Consider the following 15,775-nt stretch of genomic DNA (forward strand, 5'->3'; position numbering starts at 1 on the left):
CAGTCGTGAAACCGTTCCGCGCCGATGGTAGTGTGGGGTCTCCCCATGCGAGAGTAGGTCATCGTCAGGCACCTATCCCAAAAAAATCCCCCGAGGCTAATCGCCCCGGGGGATTTTTTTTTGCCTTGTATTCAAGAAGGTCCTGACTCACAAAAGTGGTATCCTCTAGGTATCTTCAAAAGCGAAAGAGACAAACATGAGTAAAATATTGCATAAACTGATTCTTATCCTGTTGGTTAGCATACTGACTGCTGGGCTAACAGCTTGTCAGGATGAACCCGGGCCGGCAGAGAAAGCAGGACAGCAGCTTGACGAGGCAATGCAGGAAACAGGTGATAGCATCGAAGGGTTGGGCGAAGATATAAAAAATGCTGCTGAATAAGGTTAAGAGCTTTTGTTTTGAGCACGTTATTTGACAGGCAGGTGGGTCGTGTCGTTAACTTTTCGTCTGGTTGCCAATAAAGATAAAAAAGGAGCATCAGCATGTTGCTGAACCGAGAAAAGAGCCTGATGTTGATGGTTGATTTCCAGGCGGGTTTGGTTCCAGTCATCGACGGAGGCGCTCAGGCGGTGGAAGAGGCTGCCTGGATGGGAAGAGTCGCCGAAACGTTGGACGTGCCGGTATGGGTGACCGAACAGTATCCTGAAAAACTTGGCGGAACAGCGACTAACTTGCTGGGCGCCTTGCAAGATTACCGGTTATGGAAAAAGTGTCATTTCGGCATCATGGCGGAAACCGAGTTTGGTGAAGTTTTGCGCGAAACCGGCCGGACCCAGATTGTTCTGTGTGGCACCGAAGCGCATATTTGCGTATTGCAGACAGGGCTAGGCCTGTTGGCGGCAGGTTACGAGGTCTACTGGCTGACGGAAGCCACCGCCAGCCGCCGCATGGAAGAAGCTCAATTGGCCCGCCAGCGCGCCTGTCAGGCAGGTGCTGTGGCGGTCAGTGCCGATATGGTGGCCTATGAATGGTTGCATCGTTGCGACACGCCAACCTTCAAGCAAGTTCATCAGGAATTCTTGAAGCCACGTTCGGCTCGCCCGTTACGTTTTTTCTAACCCATCACGCTTTTCCTGGCCATTACGTTTTTCTACGAGCAAGGAATTAGCGGCTGGTTTCGTCACGCGTAAAGACATAGGTATTTGCTTCCGACATGGCAGCGTTATAACGATAGCCTGCCACGTCGAACTCCTTGAGTCCTTCTGGGTCGTTTAGCCGTTGCCGGATGATCCACGCCCCCATCAGGCCGCGCGCTTTTTTAGCATAAAAACTGATGATCTTGTAACCGCCATTTTTTTCATCCTTGAAGACCGGTGTAATCACGCGGGCCTCAAGGGCTTTCGTGTCGATAGCCTTGAAATATTCATTTGATGCCAAGTTGATAAGGGCGGGTGAGCCACTGGCCTGGATAGCTTCTTGGAGTGGCTGCGTTAGCTGAGATTTCCAGTAGGCGTAGAGATCCTTGCCTGCTGGGTTAGGCAGCTTGGTACCCATTTCCAGACGATATGGCTGAATCAGATCTAAGGGACGCAACAGGCCGTAAAGTCCTGAAAGGATGCGCAGGTGGTCTTGAGCAAAACGGTTGTCACTCTCAGTGAATGTCTCTGCTTCCAGACCGGTGTAAACATCACCTTGAAAGGCTTGAGCGGCAGGTTTGGCATTTTCCAGATCGAACGGCAACTGCCATTGAGCAAAACGTGCCGCATTGAGGCCGGCCAGCTTATCACTTATGCCCATGAGCTGGCCTAACTGGTGAGGTGAGTAATCTCTCAGGATATCGACTATCTGCTGGCTATGTTCGAGAAAATCCGGCTGAGTGACATGATTAGTAGTGGCGGGGGTCTCGAAATCGAGGGTCTTGGCAGGCGATATCACGCTCAGCATGGAAAACTCCTGTGGCGACGCAAAGACAAGAGTATATCAAGCCCCGGCTTAGTCCGGGGCTATCTCCAAGGCTATCAGAGCGATAGTGTGTTCAGGGGCACGGGTTCGGCATACGTTGATGAATGGCATCGATAGCCTCAAGCACTTCACTGTCAAGTTTCAAACTTTCGCTTTCCAGGTTGCTTTCCAGCTGTTCCATGCTGGTGGCACCGATAATATTGCTGGTAAGAAATCCGCGTGAATTGACAAAGGCCAGTGCCATTTGAGCAGGGTCCAGGCCATGCTCACGGGCCAACTCGATATAGGCGCGTGTAGCTGCCTCAGCTTGAGGGGACGTATAACGCTGAAAGCGTTCAAACAGGGTGAGACGGGCATTTTCAGGTCGAGCCCCATCCAGATACTTGCCGGAAAGCACACCGAATCCCAAGGGTGAGTAAGCCAACAGTCCGACGTCTTCTCGATGGGCTATTTCGGCCAAACCGACTTCAAAGCTGCGGTTAAGCAAGTTATACGGGTTCTGAATGGAGGCTACCCTGGGCAGGCCCATGGTGTCGGCCAAGTGTAGTGCGCGCATGACGCCCCAAGGCGTTTCGTTAGAAAGACCAATGGCACGAACCTTGCCGGCATCGACCAGCTCTTTCAATGCTCCTAAACTTTCTTCCAGCGCCACGGCATCCTCTTCCTTGTCGTGGCGATAATCGAGCTTGCCGAAAAAATTGGTGTTGCGATCCGGCCAATGTAACTGGTAGAGGTCTATGTAATCTGTTTTTAGCCGTTTGAGGTTTTCATCGGCGGCCTGGAGAATTTGGTGGCGCGTCAGGCGTGAGCCACCGCGAAGATAATCCATGCCCGGTCCGGTTACCTTGCTGGCCAGGATGATATCGTCTCTTGACCCGCGAGCTTTGAGCCAGTTACCGATATAAGTTTCCGTCAGGCCTTGGGTTTCCGCTTTGGGAGGAACGGGGTACATTTCAGCGGTATCGATGAAGTTGATACCAAAGGTCACCGCACGATCAAGTTGTTCGTGTGCATCAGCTTCACTGTTTTGCTCACCGAAGGTCATGGTGCCAAGGCAGAGTCGACTAACTTCAATGCCAGTTTTACCGAGAGGGCGCGTCTGCATTCCTGAACTCCTTGAGGCGGTGGTTGTGCCTTGAATGGCTGCGGTGCCGTGTCCGTCATGCATGGTAACGGGAGGCTGCGTAACCAGCAAATCAAGCAGGGGTTGAGTCGCTGGCGAGGCGGGCGTATGCTTGCGACCCCATCCGCCGGCAGCTACCGCTGGCGACTCATGTGATCAGGCGATTGACGGACAAGGAGTCCGCGCATTGTTGAAGCGTCCCTGGTCCAAGGTAATCAGATTCAAAGGCAGGATGGTTTGCCATGTCCCAGCCAGCATCATTGTTTATTCGGTTTGAGTACGGTCTCGCCGAGAGGCTATTTCATAATCGTTGGTTGTTGCCGCGCTCGCCACGTGCGCAGCGTTTAACCATGCGTTTGTTCAAGCGCTGTGCAGAGGCAGGTCACCCCGTCGCATTATCGGTTTATGGGCATATCCTGTTTCACCGAAGTCTGTCACCGCAGGACAAGGCACGTGGGGCACGCTATGTGATCGAAGCCGCTCATGCCGGGGATCTCAAGGCACAGTACCAGGTCGCACAGATATACGAGCATGGGTGTGTACAATACCCACGCCGGGAAGACTATGCCGTCACTTGGTATGCGCGGGCAGCACAGGCCGGCCATTACCTTGCCGCCGAACGACTGGCTCGAGCGTATCGCCATGGTGAGCTGGGATTGGCGGTCGATAACGAGAAATCTACTTTTTGGCATCATCAGGCTGATAGAGAGCAGGATACACAATCTGCTTCCGCTTTCTGACTCATCATCAGCTTTTAATGGATAAGGTATCCTGTGTCCGAGACGCTACCAACAGTGCTGGATATTGAGGCGTCCGGATTTGGACGTGGCAGTTATCCCATTGAAATCGGCCTGGCAAGAGCTGATGGAAGTAGTTGTGCCTTTTTGATTCAGCCCTTGGATGAGTGGACGCACTGGGACCCTAAAGCTGAATTGTTGCATGGCATCCCCCGGGAACGCTTGATACGTGAAGGCTACCCGGTGCGCCAAGTGGCGTGTTGGCTCAATGATGAAATGGAAGGGATAGACAAGGCATACAGTGACAGCTGGGGGTATGACAACACCTGGCTATCCTTGCTGTTCCACCATGCCGGCATGTTGCCACATTTTCGTCTCGAGGCACTACGCATCCTGCTCAATGAAGCACAACAGGCCATGTGGAGTGACACCAAGGAAGCCATCATTACCGAATGTGGTATCCATCGTCATCGGGCAGGCGAAGATGCCCGATTGCTGCAATTGACCTACCAGCGAACATGCAAGTTGATCGAAAACGATTAACCTTCGCCGTTGACGCAAAGCAATACCTTGCCGATGTTGGCATCTTGTTGCAGATACTGATGAGCGGCCTCAGCCTCTTCGATTGACCAAGTGCGGTCCACCAGCGGCTTGAGTTCGCCAGTTGTCAAACGTGGCCAGACGTGGGAATAGAGAGCATCCAGAATGGTGCCCTTGGCAGCGGGTGGTTTGGCACGTAATGTTGAGCCAATGAATCGCTGACGTTTCATCAACATGCGCCCCATGTCCAGCTCGGCAGTTCTACCGCCCATCAGCCCGATCAGCACCAGTCGCCCATCGGCATTGAGCACCTTCTGATTATCCGCCAGGTAGCTCGCTCCCACCGTATCCAGAATCACGTCCGCGCCGCCCCAGGATTTGACCGCCTCGACAAAGCTTCCATCATGGCGATTCCAGCCAGCATCCGCCCCCAAGGCACGGCAAGCCGCGAGTTTTTCTGCGCTGCCGACGGTGACAAAACAGGGATGCTCGAAGGCACGGCATAGCTGAATGGCAGCGGTACCCACCCCGCTGGCACCCGCGTGCAGGAGTACACACTCATGAGTGCGCAGATTGCCTTCCATGAAAAGATTGAGCCAGGCAGTGGCAAATACTTCGGGTAGGGCGGCAGCGTCGCGCAAGCTGATCGCAGGCGGCAGGGGGAGTACCTGCCGGGCATCGACGACCACCTCTTCGGCGTAGCCGCCACCGGCAAGCAGCGCGCATACCCGGTCACCAGGACGGAAGCGACTAACATCAGGTCCCGTTTCGATTACGCTACCACTGACTTCCAGTCCCAGGATTTCGCTGGCTCCCGGGGGAGGAGGATAGTGGCCCGCACGCTGCATCAGGTCAGCGCGATTGACGCCCGCCCAAGCGACACGGATTCTCACCTCTTGAGCAGCAGGGCCGCTAGGAGCCGGAACCTCGCGCCAGGCAAGCTGTTGGTTGTCTACACAGATGGCATACATAGTAGGCACTCCTTGTTTTGCCTTGGCTGTCGGTTTAAAGCAAGAGCTTGGAAGTAGCTTGGGCAGTAAAGACCAAGACAATAAAGCTCTGACCAATAAAGCTCTGGCCAATAAAAACCTGGAGAACAAGGCAGCATTAGCCTTGCAGATGCATTTCCAGAGCGTCAAGCAAGGTTTGAGGCGTCTCCGCATCCATCAGCATGTCGCGGGTAGCCGTGGCCATGAAGCCTTGCGTTACCGTGGCATCCAAAAAGGTCAAAAGCGGTGTGTAGAAATCGTTGATGTTGAGCAGGCTAAGCGGCTTGTCATGCAGCCCCAGATAACCCCAGGTCCAGACTTCAAACAATTCTTCGAAAGTACCGATGCCCCCAGGAAGAGCAACGAAGGCATCCGCATGAGCCGCCATGCTGGCTTTACGCTCATGCATGTCGGTAACGCGAATTAACCGAGTCAGGCCCAGGTGAGCCTGTTCACGATCAACCAGGTGCGTTGGCATCACCCCGGTAACCTCACCCCCGGCTTCCAGCACGCTATTGGCCAGTTCACCCATCAGCCCGATTCGCGCGCCGCCGTAGACCAGGGTGTGTCCACGCTCGACCAGACTGTGTCCGAGTGTTCGAGCCGCTTGGCGAAATGCGGGGTCGTGGCCCTCCCGGGAGCCTAGGTACACACAGATTCGCGACATGGTGATAACTATCCTTTCAAGGCAGGCATTGAGTGACTGGGTAGTGTGCGTCCATCCATTGACCGATGACATTGTCACCCACAATGTTACTGCCCAGATAATGGGCATACTGGGTATGCAGGCAGCGTACCTGATCCCAGTTACTGATGCCCCCGATTCCCCGTCGGGTCAGTACTTGCGTATAGCCTAGGCGTGCCACCTCAGCTTTTTGGGACTCACTCATGAACGCCCAACGATCAGCTACGTAAGCGCGATGGCTTTGATGATACGCCGCCAGAAATTCAGGCTCCTGTTGCAGGCGCTGTTCCAGTTGTTTGATCACTCCATCGGCTTCAATGTGCGAAATTTCGACCTTCAAGCGCTCAGAGCACAACCAGTAAAGGGTAGGAAACGGCTTGTCATCGATAATGGGCGCCATACGCAGGACCAAGGGTGTGCCGTTACCATCGCTGGCGACGACGGCCTCTATGCCACGTGGGGCACGGCCCAGCTGTTCGGCGATAATTGCCAGCTGGCGAGCATCAGGAGCTTGATTGGTTCGAATCACCATCGTTGGGGTCTCTTACAAACTTGTTTGAACGCCCGACGGCGCGAAAGAAACAGCGATTAAGCTGCTCGGGACTGGCAATGTATCGCCAATGTCGCTCCGCATAGTCCGCTGCGCGCGCCATCAAGACATCATAAAGGCGATTGAACGGCGAATCATAATCGTAGGGGTCGGCACCGAACAAGCGGATATGAGGGTAATCGGCGAAGCGTTCCATGAAAAAACGTTCCAGCTCGGCCTCGACGGTGCGATGCAAAAGCGTGTTGTCGGGGTCTAGCCACAATGTGTAACGAATCGCCATGCGTGGCTCCTGAATGGCCCCGGGGTGCCGGGGCGAAGATGGCTTAGAGAGATGCCGGTGCCTCCTGGAGGTGTGCTTCAAGTGCTTGACGAAGCTCGCCTTCGATGGGGACGGAGCATTTTTCCTGATGATCGTAGTGCACCATCACAGCGTGGCCAAGATTGGTCAGTTTGCCGTGTTGACGTGCTTCCTGTGTGACCACGAAGGAGCTATTGCCCAGCCGTGACAAATAGGTACGAAGTTCGATGTCATGACCGTAAAACAGTTCGGCGCGGTAGTCGATTTCCATGCGGGCAATGATCAGCCGCCATTTTTTTGGATCAAGGTCCGGGGTAAACAGTTTGAATAGATCGTTGCGGGCCAGCTCGAACCATGCCGGCAGGCGAGTGTTATTGATATGGCCCAGCGCGTCGGTGTCGTAGAAGGCAGGTTCGATGGTGCGTGTGAACATAGGGAGATTGTCCTTGTTATGAATGACGTAACAGGCGTTCAGGATTACCCCAAGCAAACGCTTGGTCAAGTGTTGGCGTTGGCCAGCCGCAAGGTTCTCCACGCCTGAAAGCGCATCCAGCCCCAAAGCCACAGGGTCGCCACACTAAACCCGGCAAGCGTTCCCCAGGCCAGCCCCAGAGACGAGTAGGTGAGTGAGACGCAGAGGGTATAACTCAGCAACGATCCCAGACCCATCGGGTAATGTTTGATCACCGTAGCTACCGGTGCCGCACCGTGGCTCAAATGCAAGATCAGCAAGAACGGAAACATCGTGACCGGGAATGCCGCCAGCACACCGGCCCAGGCGGGGGGCAGCCAGTGCGCCAAGCCGGTGATGGTGAAAATGATCAGTGTCGCCAAACCCGCTCTCAGGCCCAGTGCCTGCCACGAAAATGCACGGCTGGCGTTGACTCGGGCCTCGGGTATTTGGCGATAAAGCCAACTGAAAAGGCCGATAGCGGCCAGCGTGAACAGGGTGCCACTCAGACGCGTAAAGCTGAATTGCGTCAGTATCAGGCTCATGGCTAACCAGGCGGCAAGCCCTCCCGCGCTACCGGCAACCAGCCCTTTGAGGCCATCTTGCCGCCCGCAAAGTAGGTAGCCGCCACCCAAGGCCAGGGTGGCGGTGAAGCCTGCCAGGGTATGCACGGCACTTTGAGTAGCGAACTCAGGCGAGATTTCCAGGCCGATAAAAAATAGCGCCAAGGCGGTGCCCAAGGGGTAGCCTGCCAGCAAGCCTGCCACACGTGGGCTGACCCTGATTGCCACAGCGCCGAGCCCCAGCACCAATGCGATAGAAACGCACAATTTAGCCAATTGCCAACTGAGGGGAACATCTACCACGGCGTTAATCCTTTTATTGTAGGTTTTGAGGAGGGCTTTATGATGTTTATGCCGATGTTTAAATCAGCCGTAGTCCTTGCTGGTCGGCCCATGCCGCTTCCAGAGGGTGAGCCAGAGGCGATTGCAAATGCTCGGGCAAGGCCGCTCTGGCAGCGTCGATATCATTGAATTGGCGGTTGCGCAGCCAGCAGTAAGCCCAGGCGCAGGCTTCCGCTTCGCTGTGGGGGGCTGGGCGAGCGGGCATCTGGTTGAGCAGAAATACCGCGGTACAGGGAGCCCACAACGGGATATCGTGAGCATCCGAGGATTGGCTCCAGGCAACCAGGGTCTCTCCGCTGGGAGTGCTCTCCGGTTCGGCAAGCTTGGCGACTCGGGCGGTTTCCGCAAGCAGTAACGCCAGCCGGTCATCATCGGCCTGGCCTACTGTCAGCCATTGGTGAAGCAGTGCCGGTAGCCCTCGGCGCACCTTGGCATAGAAGTCACTTTGCGGCATCGTCGAATGCATCTCTGTATCCCTTAGCGAGGAAGGTTCATGGAATTTGATTTTGCCACGCCTGTCGAGCGTCGCCACCCTGAAGGCCGTTGGCCTTCTCAGAAATGGCACCGTTATGCAGAGGATATCCTTCCCTTGTGGGTGGCGGATATGGATTTTCGCTCGCCACCGGCAGTGCTCGACGCTTTACAGCAGCGTGTGGCCCATGGCGTGTACGGTTATGGCGAAGTGCCGGATTCGCTCAGGCAGGTTCTCTGTGATTGGAGCGCCCAGCACTATGATTGGAAGATCGCCCCTGAGTGGCAGCAGTGGCTGCCCGGTGTGGTGCCCGCCTTGCACTTGGCCAGCCTGGCGTTGACCCAGCCGGGGGAGGGTATACTGACCATTACCCCCATTTACCCACCCTTTCTAGACGTTGCCGCTCGTACCGGGCGTCTACCTCAGCAAGCCGCCATGGCGCCCCCCGTTCGCGCTGGCGAGCCATGGCGATTGGATCTTGAGGCGCTGGAAGCAGCGATAACCCCGGCCACTCGTTTGTTGCTATGGTGCCAGCCCCACAATCCCACCGGTCGTGTGTGGAGCCAGGCTGAACTCGCCAGCCTGGCCGAATTGGTAGAGCGCCATGATTTATGGGTGGTCTCCGATGAGCTGCATTGTGACCTGCTGCTCGACGAGAGTGCTCGGCATCAACCGCTGGCCGCGGCCTTTCCGGCCCTGGCGAAACGCATTGTGACACTCTGGGCACCGTCCAAGACGTTCAACCTAGCGGGGTTGACCACTGCCTGCGCGATTATTCCCGATGAACGCTTGCGAAAGCGTTTTGCTGCCGCTTCCAAGGGTCTGTTGCCGGATGGCAACGTGCTGGGGTTGGTAGCGGCGGAAGCCGCGTATCGCCACGCCGAGCCATGGCGCCAAGTGTTACTCAAGGTGTTACGAGACCATCGAGACGCCTTGGATAAACGAGTGCAGACCTGGCCCGGCGTCAGCATGAGTGCACCGCAATCCACCTACCTGGCCTGGCTGGATATGCGCCGGGCCGGATTGGGCGATTGCCCGCAGAAGACATTGCTCAAGCAAGTCGGGGTGGCGCTTTCCGATGGAGCAGCATTCGGCGCGCCGGGGTTTGTACGACTCAATTTCGGCACGACCGCCGTTCAACTGGAAGCGGCGTTGGCGCGCCTGGATCGACTGCTGCGCTGAACCTGCCCAGAGGCTCAATACATCATGGTAAATAGCTTGCGGCGGTAGGCGACGGTCAGAGGGTGTTCGGCTCCCAGTGCATCGAATACCTGTAGCAGCATTTTGCGCGCAGCATCATCGTTGTAGCCACGGTCCTGCTTCATCAGGGTAAGCAGGCCCTCCAGGCCGGTTTCGTAATCGCCGTCGGCGATCTGGCGCAAGGCGCGCTGGAATTGCGCTTCGCTATCGTCACGGCCTTGCATGGCGTCTATCTCGGCGTGAGAAAGTGCCTGATCACCGAAAGCGATACTCGCGCGTACGCCACGCGCAGCCGGAGCATCGCGCTCTTCCGGCGGCAGGTTGTCCAAGACACTGCGGGCATCTTCCATCGAGCCTTCAGCGACCAAGGCGCGAGCCAACGCTACTTGATAGGCGTAGTGCTCAGGGTATTGCGCGACAAGTTGTTGATAAATTTCTCGCGCGGTAGCGGCGTCGCCTGCAGCAAGCGCTTCGGCAGCCTGGTCTTCCGGGCTGGGCGGGGCATCTTCCGGGGCGGGGAAATAGCGGGCCAGCCACTCACGAATCTGTTTTTCCGGCAACGCTCCCTGAAAGCTATCCACCAGTCCGCCTTGGCTGACCAGCTTCACATCCGGCAGCGAACGAACCCCTAACTGGCTGGATATTTCCGGATTGGCTTCCACGTCCAGTTTTGCCAGCAGGAAGGCGCCATTATATTCGATGGCGAGCTTTTCCAGAATTGGCATCAGGGTCTTGCAGGGTTCACACCAGGGAGCCCAGCAATCGAGTAATACCGGTACCTGCATCGAGGCTTCGAGTACCTGCTGAATATTGCCAGCATCAAGCTCGATGATGACATCTTCAGCGCGCAATTGCGCCGCATCGGCGGCGGGTGGAGTCGACGCTTTTTGTGGTGAAGAAAGCGGCTCACCCGTACGGGGATCAACGATTGGCATGATAGGACCTTGCACAGAAATGGATTTGGTCTGGATATGCAGGCGATGACGGCCGGATTCAAGGGCGGCCTTGTTTCAGCGGGATCAGATGCTAAGGATAGTGCCAGTAAAAGAGGAAGTTTTGGATGGTCCCTGGTCAATGATATCGCCCGACAAACGTCGGGCGAACGGTCAATCTCAAGCATGGTGCGATGGCTGATACTGCCTATCACCGGGATAGGCAGAACAGCCACGTATCAGAAGTCGTAAACCGAAATAGATGGATCACGCATCATCTCGGCCATCGGCCCCGGTGCCGCCACGCCCACGCCGTCTAACAAGTCATCTTCGCCGTACTCAGAGTTGGGCAGATAGATGGCGCAAACGTCCACCGTTACCCCCTTGCCCATCAACATTTGTAGGAGCCCTTCCGGTTTGATCTGCTCCATCGGATGCCCGGGCGGTGTGTTGATCGCTTCGGCGCTGGAATAGCCATCAACGGCCAAGTCGCCAGCGGCATCACACAGCAAGATATGCAAATCGGTACCTTGTTCGCGCATGGCATTACCTAAGATCATGACCATGCTCTGGGTTTGGACAGCATCACTGGTGACGATCATCAACGCTTGATCTTCCGCATTGCCGTGATTATCGGCAACGGCAAGCGTCGGCAGGGCGAAAGCCGTTAGGGTTGCTGCTGCAAAGTGTGAATAACGCATTATTTCTCTCCTCATAAAAAACGCTAAAAGTGGTGCCAGGTTGAAACATTATTTGCCTTCGTGCCACGCAACATCCGGGTCGATTTCATAGCTCCACGGCAGCCCGGAATTGCGCCAGCCGTTGCGTGCGCGAACGCCAGCGGAGTCGCCTTCTTCCAGCTTGCCGCCTTCAAACCCATCGCTGACGGAATAGACTTCGGAGTAGCCCATCTCGGCAATCAGATCCGCCGCGGGCGCGCTGCGCGTTGCACCTGAGCGGCACATGACGATGATCGGCGTGCTTTCTTCAGCATTATGCTGGTCAAGTGCCGCACTGATTTGCGCTGCAAAATCCGGGTTGCGTGCAATTGGCCACGTCTTGGCGTCAGCATCAAACTGCGTACGGTCGGCCAGTACCCATGGCACGTGAATGTCGGTGGGCTCCGCAAAACCGGTAAACTTGATTTCAATGGGGTCGCGCACGTCAATCAGCAGCGCCTCATCGTCTTGTTGCATCAGCTCATATGCTTCTTCAGCGGTAACGTACAAGCCAAGTTGAGTTTCACGATACGCTGGCGCGTCTTCGGCTTGGGTCACAGCCGTCCAACCTATTGCCGCAGCAGCAATGGCAACCGATAAAGAGCGGCGTGCTGTAGGGCACACTTTATGCATAACCAAATCCTCTAAGTTAATAACCTTAATTATGGAGAATAGCTAAGAAAACCAGGTTCCACATGCGGTGCTTTGTCGCAAGAGTAAAATTAGGGGTGGCAAGGTAGTGGTTCGAGCTGAACATCACTAACAAGATCGGCGCGTGAAAGCCGCCCGTGGTAGCTCCAGTAAGGTGCTGTGAAAAAGCAGGGAGCCAATAATTAATTCTTTTACAGCTATTGTATGAGCGGTGTTGCACCCCCTTGAGATTCCTGCTACTTTTTCTTAGGTTATTAATTAAATACCTAGTACCTTGAGTTTAAGCAATTTACTGAGGAAGTGAATTATGGAGATGGTGCGATTCGGCAGCGATGATATCGAAAATAGCTTGGCTGATATGGACGCGAAAAAACTGGATGGACTCGCTTTCGGTGCTATTCAGCTGGATAAAGACGGCAAGATCCTGCAGTACAACGCTGCGGAAGGTGGCATCACCGGACGCGACCCTAAAAGCGTGATGGGCAAGAATTTCTTTAAAGAAGTAGCCCCGTGCACCCAGGGAAAAGAGTTCGAAGGTCGCTTCAAGGACGGTGTGAAGAAAGGCGATCTCAACACGATGTTCGAGTATGTGTTCGACTATAAGATGCAGCCGACCAAAGTGAAGGTGCATATGAAAAAGGCCATCTCCGGCGACAGCTATTGGGTCTTTGTTAAGAGACTCTAAGTGAATGCCTCAATTCTAAGCACATCAAAAGGAAGCTAGTGCGTGTCGACATGGCTTACCCCCTCATTGATTAGCCAGTTGCTTCGCTCGTTGTTGCAGTCAGAGCTAAGCACCTACCGAGGCGTTCCGCTTTCTTTCCTGCCCGATGCTCCCGCGATTGATTCGCTGGAGCGTCTTTATTTGGCTTCCAGTGTGGCTGAATTCTTCTGCCTACATGAGACCGGCATAGAGGACCGCTTGCTCATGGAAGAGAGCGTGGAGGCGTGGTCGCAGCTTGTCGCTCAGGCGGTGGCGCATACCTCGGGGTTGGTGTTTCGCACTTCGGGCAGTACCGGTGAACCGAAGGCGTGCCACCACCGCTGGGCGGATATTGAAGCCGAGGCGTGGGCGCTGCATCAGCGCCTTAGCGAACGCATGACACCTGAGCGCGTCGTGGCCTGGTTACCCCTGCACCATCTTTACGGTTTCATGTTGGGGATGGCCTATCCGGCTAACAATGGGCTGGAGGTTACTGTGGCCGATAAGGCGCTCCCCCCCCTGCGAGAAGGCGATGTGGTCGTCACCGTGCCGCCACGCTGGGCGTATCTCGCCAAGGCGCGCTCTGACTGGCCGAAAGGTGTTGTTGGGGTCAGCTCGACGGCACCGCTGCCGGGTGCGGTTGCCGAGACGCTTTCGCACCACGGAATCGCAGCGGTGATGGAAATCTACGGCAGCTCGGAAACCGGCGGAGTGGCCACGCGTTTCAGTCCGGCCGAACCATTTACTCTGCTGTCGCACTGGCACAGAGAAACCTCCGAGACGCTGGTGGCGGCGCATGAGGACAATCGCTCGGTCGCATTACCTGACCAAGTGACATGGCGGAGTAAAAGTCGCTTTACGCTGGCGGGACGACACGATGATATTGTCTCGATCGGTGGCGTTAACGTGAGCACGACGGCGGTTGCTCAGCAGCTCGAAGCACTGTCCGACGTCAGCCAGTGTGCAGTGAGGCCCGTGCAAGCCGGCGATGGTCAGACGCGCCTCAAGGCATTCGTGGTACCGGTTGATGCATCACGCGATGATATTGCCACGCGCATTGACGCGACGCTGAAGGATTGGCCGTCCGCGCAGCGGCCGATTTCCATCACCTACGGCGAAGCGCTGCCAAGAAACACCATGGGCAAGTTGACCAACTGGTAGCGTTGCCAAATCCGGATAAGGACTTTACATGCTGACATCCCTCACGCTTGAACGCCTGGAGGCCGTGGCCCTAGGGCGCGATTCACTGGTGCTATCGCGTCAGGAACGCCAATCGGTGGAAAAGGCGCATGATTTCTTGCTTGCGCGAATCGAGAGTCGTCAGCGTATTTACGGGGTAACCACCGGATATGGTCCGCTGGCCACCACTTACGTAGCGCCGGAGCAATCGGTGCAACTGCAGCAGAATCTGGTGTATCACCTGTGCAGTGGTGTCGGCGAGCCACTAGCCATCGATCAGGTGCGGGCGCTGATGGCCGCGCGTCTTGTCAGTCTCTGTCGAGGTCATTCGGGGGTTAGCTCGGCACTGGTGGAGCGTTTGCTGTTCTGGCTGTTGCATGCCGTTACGCCGGAAATACCCTCCCGTGGCACTGTAGGCGCCAGCGGCGACCTGACGCCGCTGGCGCACCTTGCTAGAGCACTGAGCGGCGAGGGACGCGTGAGTATCAACGGCGGCCCCTGGATGCCCAGTGCAACAGCGCATCGCCAGCTGGAGTTGGAGCCGCTGATACTAGCGAACAAGGATGCCATTGCCCTGGTCAACGGAACCTCCGTGACAGCCGGGATTGCTGCGCTCAATGCGGTTAGGGCCCAGCGGGCGGTCAAGCTCAGCACGCTGCTGGTATTGCTCTACGCCGAGTTACTGGAAGGGCACCGGGAGGCGTTTCATCCGCAGATTGGTGCCGTGCGCCCGTATCCTGGGCAACAACAACTCCATCGCTGGCTGTGGGCGCTTTCAGCCGATAGTCAGGCGCTCAAGCCGCTGGATGCCCGTACGCTGCCGGCGTCACTTGACGGCGTAGCGCGCCATCAAACGCTACCGCAAGATGCCTATACACTGCGCTGTGCGCCTCAGGCGCTGGGCGCCGCTTGGGATGTCTGCACACAGCATGCCGAGACAGTGAAAACCGAGATCGCCTCGGTAAGCGACAATCCGCTGCTTTTCCCCGAAGAGGAAGAAATCCTGCATGGCGGCAACTTTTTTGGTCAGCACCTCGCCTTTGCCAGTGATCACCTGAATAACGCCGTGGTACAGATGGCGCTCTACAGTGAAAGGCGTATCGCCCGCGTTACTGATCCTTTGAGAAACAATGGCCTACCAGCCTTCATGCAGCCTCGAGATACCGGGCTGCACAGCGGTTTCATGGGCGCGCAGGTTAGTGCGACGTCGCTAGTGGCGGAACTTCGCAGCCAAGCTATGCCCGCCTCTATCCAGTCGATACCAACCAACGCCGATAATCAGGATATCGTGCCGCTCGGCACGATAGCGGCGCGCCGTGCCAGTACAAGTATCACCCAGTTGTATCAAATTCTGGCTATCGAGGCGCTGGTACTTGCACAGGCCGTGGATATCGTCGGTAGTCCGTCCCTAAGCACCGCAACCCGAGCGCTGCACCACTGGGTACGACAGCGTGCGGTAACGCTGGGAGGTGACAGGCCGCTGGCAGAAGAGATCGAAGCCATTGCGCAAGCGTTGCTTGATCCCGATGAGGTAGCCTCTCTGATAGAGCTGTTAGATTAGAGGTCTAACAGACATCCATGACCCCAGGAGCAAGGCAGTCAACTACCTCGCCCTAAAGAGGTTGTCGCAAATCTCCTAACGACTCATAACTAAACCGATGCTCAGCGGTGTCGAAGGCTGGACGACATCATCACTCACACCCTGGCAGCCGCGGTCATTTCCTTTGTTGCCAGGTAA

The 15,775-nt window shown here is 56.1% G+C and carries 20 protein-coding genes; 8 read left to right on the forward strand and 12 right to left on the reverse strand.

From position 1 onward, the window contains the following. Positions 1 to 196 precede the first annotated feature (196 nt). The gene (locus DU506_RS18725) at positions 197 to 382 is read left to right on the forward strand and encodes a hypothetical protein (protein WP_114488390.1); all 186 of its coding nucleotides are present in this window, start codon (positions 197 to 199) and stop codon (positions 380 to 382) included. A gap of 101 nt (positions 383 to 483) precedes the next feature. After that, entirely contained in the window at positions 484 to 1,059 is a 576-nt protein-coding gene (locus DU506_RS18730; RefSeq protein ID WP_114488391.1) for an isochorismatase family protein, read from the forward strand. 46 nt (positions 1,060 to 1,105) lie between these two features. On the opposite strand, the gene yaaA is transcribed toward DU506_RS18730, so the two are convergent. Both yaaA and DU506_RS18740 read right to left on the reverse strand, forming a co-directional pair. Continuing rightward, positions 1,106 to 1,885 carry a peroxide stress protein YaaA gene (gene yaaA / locus DU506_RS18735; protein WP_114488392.1) on the reverse strand — a complete coding sequence of 260 codons (780 nt, stop codon included), beginning with the start codon at positions 1,883 to 1,885 and terminating at the stop codon, positions 1,106 to 1,108. A 91-nt stretch (positions 1,886 to 1,976) separates the two neighbouring features. Beyond that, positions 1,977 to 3,008 (reverse strand): NADP(H)-dependent aldo-keto reductase, encoded by a 1,032-nt coding sequence (locus tag DU506_RS18740; RefSeq protein WP_114488393.1) that lies wholly within the window; start codon positions 3,006 to 3,008, stop codon positions 1,977 to 1,979. A 260-nt stretch (positions 3,009 to 3,268) separates the two neighbouring features. Between DU506_RS18740 and DU506_RS18745 the strand changes: the two genes are divergently transcribed. After that, the gene (locus tag DU506_RS18745; protein ID WP_114488394.1) at positions 3,269 to 3,766 is read left to right on the forward strand and encodes a tetratricopeptide repeat protein; all 498 of its coding nucleotides are present in this window, start codon (positions 3,269 to 3,271) and stop codon (positions 3,764 to 3,766) included. 33 nt (positions 3,767 to 3,799) lie between these two features. Next, on the forward strand, positions 3,800 to 4,306 hold the full coding sequence (locus DU506_RS18750; protein ID WP_114488395.1) for a hypothetical protein: 507 nt from the start codon (positions 3,800 to 3,802) through the stop codon (positions 4,304 to 4,306). Here the strand turns inward: DU506_RS18750 and DU506_RS18755 are convergent. The 7 genes from DU506_RS18755 to DU506_RS18785 form a co-directional block, all read right to left on the reverse strand. Beyond that, complete coding sequence (locus tag DU506_RS18755; protein WP_114488396.1) at positions 4,303 to 5,274, reverse strand: NAD(P)H-quinone oxidoreductase; 972 nt, start codon at positions 5,272 to 5,274, stop codon at positions 4,303 to 4,305. The two genes, DU506_RS18750 and DU506_RS18755, sit on opposite strands and share 4 nt — an antisense overlap. 136 nt (positions 5,275 to 5,410) lie before the next feature. Further along, the gene (locus DU506_RS18760) at positions 5,411 to 5,959 is read right to left on the reverse strand and encodes an LOG family protein (protein WP_114488397.1); all 549 of its coding nucleotides are present in this window, start codon (positions 5,957 to 5,959) and stop codon (positions 5,411 to 5,413) included. 16 nt (positions 5,960 to 5,975) lie between these two features. Further along, positions 5,976 to 6,509 carry a DUF501 domain-containing protein gene (locus tag DU506_RS18765; RefSeq protein ID WP_114488398.1) on the reverse strand — a complete coding sequence of 178 codons (534 nt, stop codon included), beginning with the start codon at positions 6,507 to 6,509 and terminating at the stop codon, positions 5,976 to 5,978. Beyond that, complete coding sequence (locus tag DU506_RS18770) at positions 6,481 to 6,807, reverse strand: hypothetical protein (protein ID WP_114488399.1); 327 nt, start codon at positions 6,805 to 6,807, stop codon at positions 6,481 to 6,483. The genes DU506_RS18765 and DU506_RS18770 overlap by 29 nt, the downstream gene beginning before the upstream one ends. Before the next feature lie 43 nt (positions 6,808 to 6,850). Beyond that, positions 6,851 to 7,258 (reverse strand): acyl-CoA thioesterase, encoded by a 408-nt coding sequence (locus DU506_RS18775; protein ID WP_114488400.1) that lies wholly within the window; start codon positions 7,256 to 7,258, stop codon positions 6,851 to 6,853. A 65-nt stretch (positions 7,259 to 7,323) separates the two neighbouring features. Beyond that, on the reverse strand, positions 7,324 to 8,142 hold the full coding sequence (locus tag DU506_RS18780; protein WP_114488401.1) for a hypothetical protein: 819 nt from the start codon (positions 8,140 to 8,142) through the stop codon (positions 7,324 to 7,326). A 58-nt stretch (positions 8,143 to 8,200) separates the two neighbouring features. Continuing rightward, positions 8,201 to 8,635 carry a hypothetical protein gene (locus tag DU506_RS18785; protein ID WP_114488409.1) on the reverse strand — a complete coding sequence of 145 codons (435 nt, stop codon included), beginning with the start codon at positions 8,633 to 8,635 and terminating at the stop codon, positions 8,201 to 8,203. A 39-nt stretch (positions 8,636 to 8,674) separates the two neighbouring features. On the opposite strand from DU506_RS18785, the gene DU506_RS18790 reads away from it, so the two are divergent. Continuing rightward, a complete protein-coding gene (locus DU506_RS18790; RefSeq protein WP_114488402.1) occupies positions 8,675 to 9,835 on the forward strand; it encodes a MalY/PatB family protein in 1,161 nt (386 codons plus the stop codon). A 14-nt stretch (positions 9,836 to 9,849) separates the two neighbouring features. Here the strand turns inward: DU506_RS18790 and DU506_RS18795 are convergent, their stop codons facing one another. The 3 genes from DU506_RS18795 to DU506_RS18805 form a co-directional block, all read right to left on the reverse strand. Next, on the reverse strand, positions 9,850 to 10,788 hold the full coding sequence (locus DU506_RS18795) for a tetratricopeptide repeat protein (RefSeq protein ID WP_114488403.1): 939 nt from the start codon (positions 10,786 to 10,788) through the stop codon (positions 9,850 to 9,852). Positions 10,789 to 11,024: 236 nt separating this feature from the next. Next, complete coding sequence (locus DU506_RS18800) at positions 11,025 to 11,486, reverse strand: DsrE family protein (protein ID WP_114488404.1); 462 nt, start codon at positions 11,484 to 11,486, stop codon at positions 11,025 to 11,027. 48 nt (positions 11,487 to 11,534) lie between these two features. Further along, complete coding sequence (locus tag DU506_RS18805) at positions 11,535 to 12,137, reverse strand: rhodanese-like domain-containing protein (RefSeq protein WP_114488405.1); 603 nt, start codon at positions 12,135 to 12,137, stop codon at positions 11,535 to 11,537. 325 nt (positions 12,138 to 12,462) lie between these two features. Here DU506_RS18805 and pyp point away from each other — a divergent pair, with 325 nt between their 5' ends. Genes pyp through DU506_RS18820 form a run of 3 tightly spaced genes read left to right on the forward strand, consistent with a single transcriptional unit; the run spans position 12,463 to position 15,598 of the window. Beyond that, positions 12,463 to 12,840: a photoactive yellow protein gene (gene pyp / locus DU506_RS18810; protein ID WP_114488406.1), complete on the forward strand. Its 378-nt coding sequence runs from the start codon at positions 12,463 to 12,465 to the stop codon at positions 12,838 to 12,840. A gap of 42 nt (positions 12,841 to 12,882) precedes the next feature. Further along, positions 12,883 to 14,019 carry an AMP-binding protein gene (locus DU506_RS18815; protein WP_114488407.1) on the forward strand — a complete coding sequence of 379 codons (1,137 nt, stop codon included), beginning with the start codon at positions 12,883 to 12,885 and terminating at the stop codon, positions 14,017 to 14,019. Positions 14,020 to 14,047: 28 nt separating this feature from the next. Beyond that, positions 14,048 to 15,598, forward strand: a complete 1,551-nt coding sequence (locus DU506_RS18820) for an HAL/PAL/TAL family ammonia-lyase (protein WP_114488408.1) — start codon at positions 14,048 to 14,050, stop codon at positions 15,596 to 15,598. Positions 15,599 to 15,775: the final 177 nt, after the last annotated feature.

It is taken from the genome of Vreelandella rituensis (assembly GCF_003336665.1).
Classification (GTDB): domain Bacteria; phylum Pseudomonadota; class Gammaproteobacteria; order Pseudomonadales; family Halomonadaceae; genus Vreelandella; species Vreelandella rituensis.

Coding starts and splice junctions, on each gene's coding strand:
- DU506_RS18725 (WP_114488390.1), top strand. CDS start 197: ATGAGTAAAATATTGCATAAACTGATTCTTATCCTGTTGGTTAGCATA.
- DU506_RS18730 (WP_114488391.1), top strand. CDS start 484: ATGTTGCTGAACCGAGAAAAGAGCCTGATGTTGATGGTTGATTTCCAG.
- yaaA (WP_114488392.1), bottom strand. CDS start 1,885: ATGCTGAGCGTGATATCGCCTGCCAAGACCCTCGATTTCGAGACCCCC.
- DU506_RS18740 (WP_114488393.1), bottom strand. CDS start 3,008: ATGCAGACGCGCCCTCTCGGTAAAACTGGCATTGAAGTTAGTCGACTC.
- DU506_RS18745 (WP_114488394.1), top strand. CDS start 3,269: ATGTCCCAGCCAGCATCATTGTTTATTCGGTTTGAGTACGGTCTCGCC.
- DU506_RS18755 (WP_114488396.1), bottom strand. CDS start 5,274: ATGTATGCCATCTGTGTAGACAACCAACAGCTTGCCTGGCGCGAGGTT.
- DU506_RS18760 (WP_114488397.1), bottom strand. CDS start 5,959: ATGTCGCGAATCTGTGTGTACCTAGGCTCCCGGGAGGGCCACGACCCC.
- DU506_RS18765 (WP_114488398.1), bottom strand. CDS start 6,509: ATGGTGATTCGAACCAATCAAGCTCCTGATGCTCGCCAGCTGGCAATT.
- DU506_RS18770 (WP_114488399.1), bottom strand. CDS start 6,807: ATGGCGATTCGTTACACATTGTGGCTAGACCCCGACAACACGCTTTTG.
- DU506_RS18775 (WP_114488400.1), bottom strand. CDS start 7,258: ATGTTCACACGCACCATCGAACCTGCCTTCTACGACACCGACGCGCTG.
- DU506_RS18785 (WP_114488409.1), bottom strand. CDS start 8,635: ATGCCGCAAAGTGACTTCTATGCCAAGGTGCGCCGAGGGCTACCGGCA.
- DU506_RS18790 (WP_114488402.1), top strand. CDS start 8,675: ATGGAATTTGATTTTGCCACGCCTGTCGAGCGTCGCCACCCTGAAGGC.
- DU506_RS18795 (WP_114488403.1), bottom strand. CDS start 10,788: ATGCCAATCGTTGATCCCCGTACGGGTGAGCCGCTTTCTTCACCACAA.
- DU506_RS18800 (WP_114488404.1), bottom strand. CDS start 11,486: ATGCGTTATTCACACTTTGCAGCAGCAACCCTAACGGCTTTCGCCCTG.
- DU506_RS18805 (WP_114488405.1), bottom strand. CDS start 12,137: ATGCATAAAGTGTGCCCTACAGCACGCCGCTCTTTATCGGTTGCCATT.
- pyp (WP_114488406.1), top strand. CDS start 12,463: ATGGAGATGGTGCGATTCGGCAGCGATGATATCGAAAATAGCTTGGCT.
- DU506_RS18820 (WP_114488408.1), top strand. CDS start 14,048: ATGCTGACATCCCTCACGCTTGAACGCCTGGAGGCCGTGGCCCTAGGG.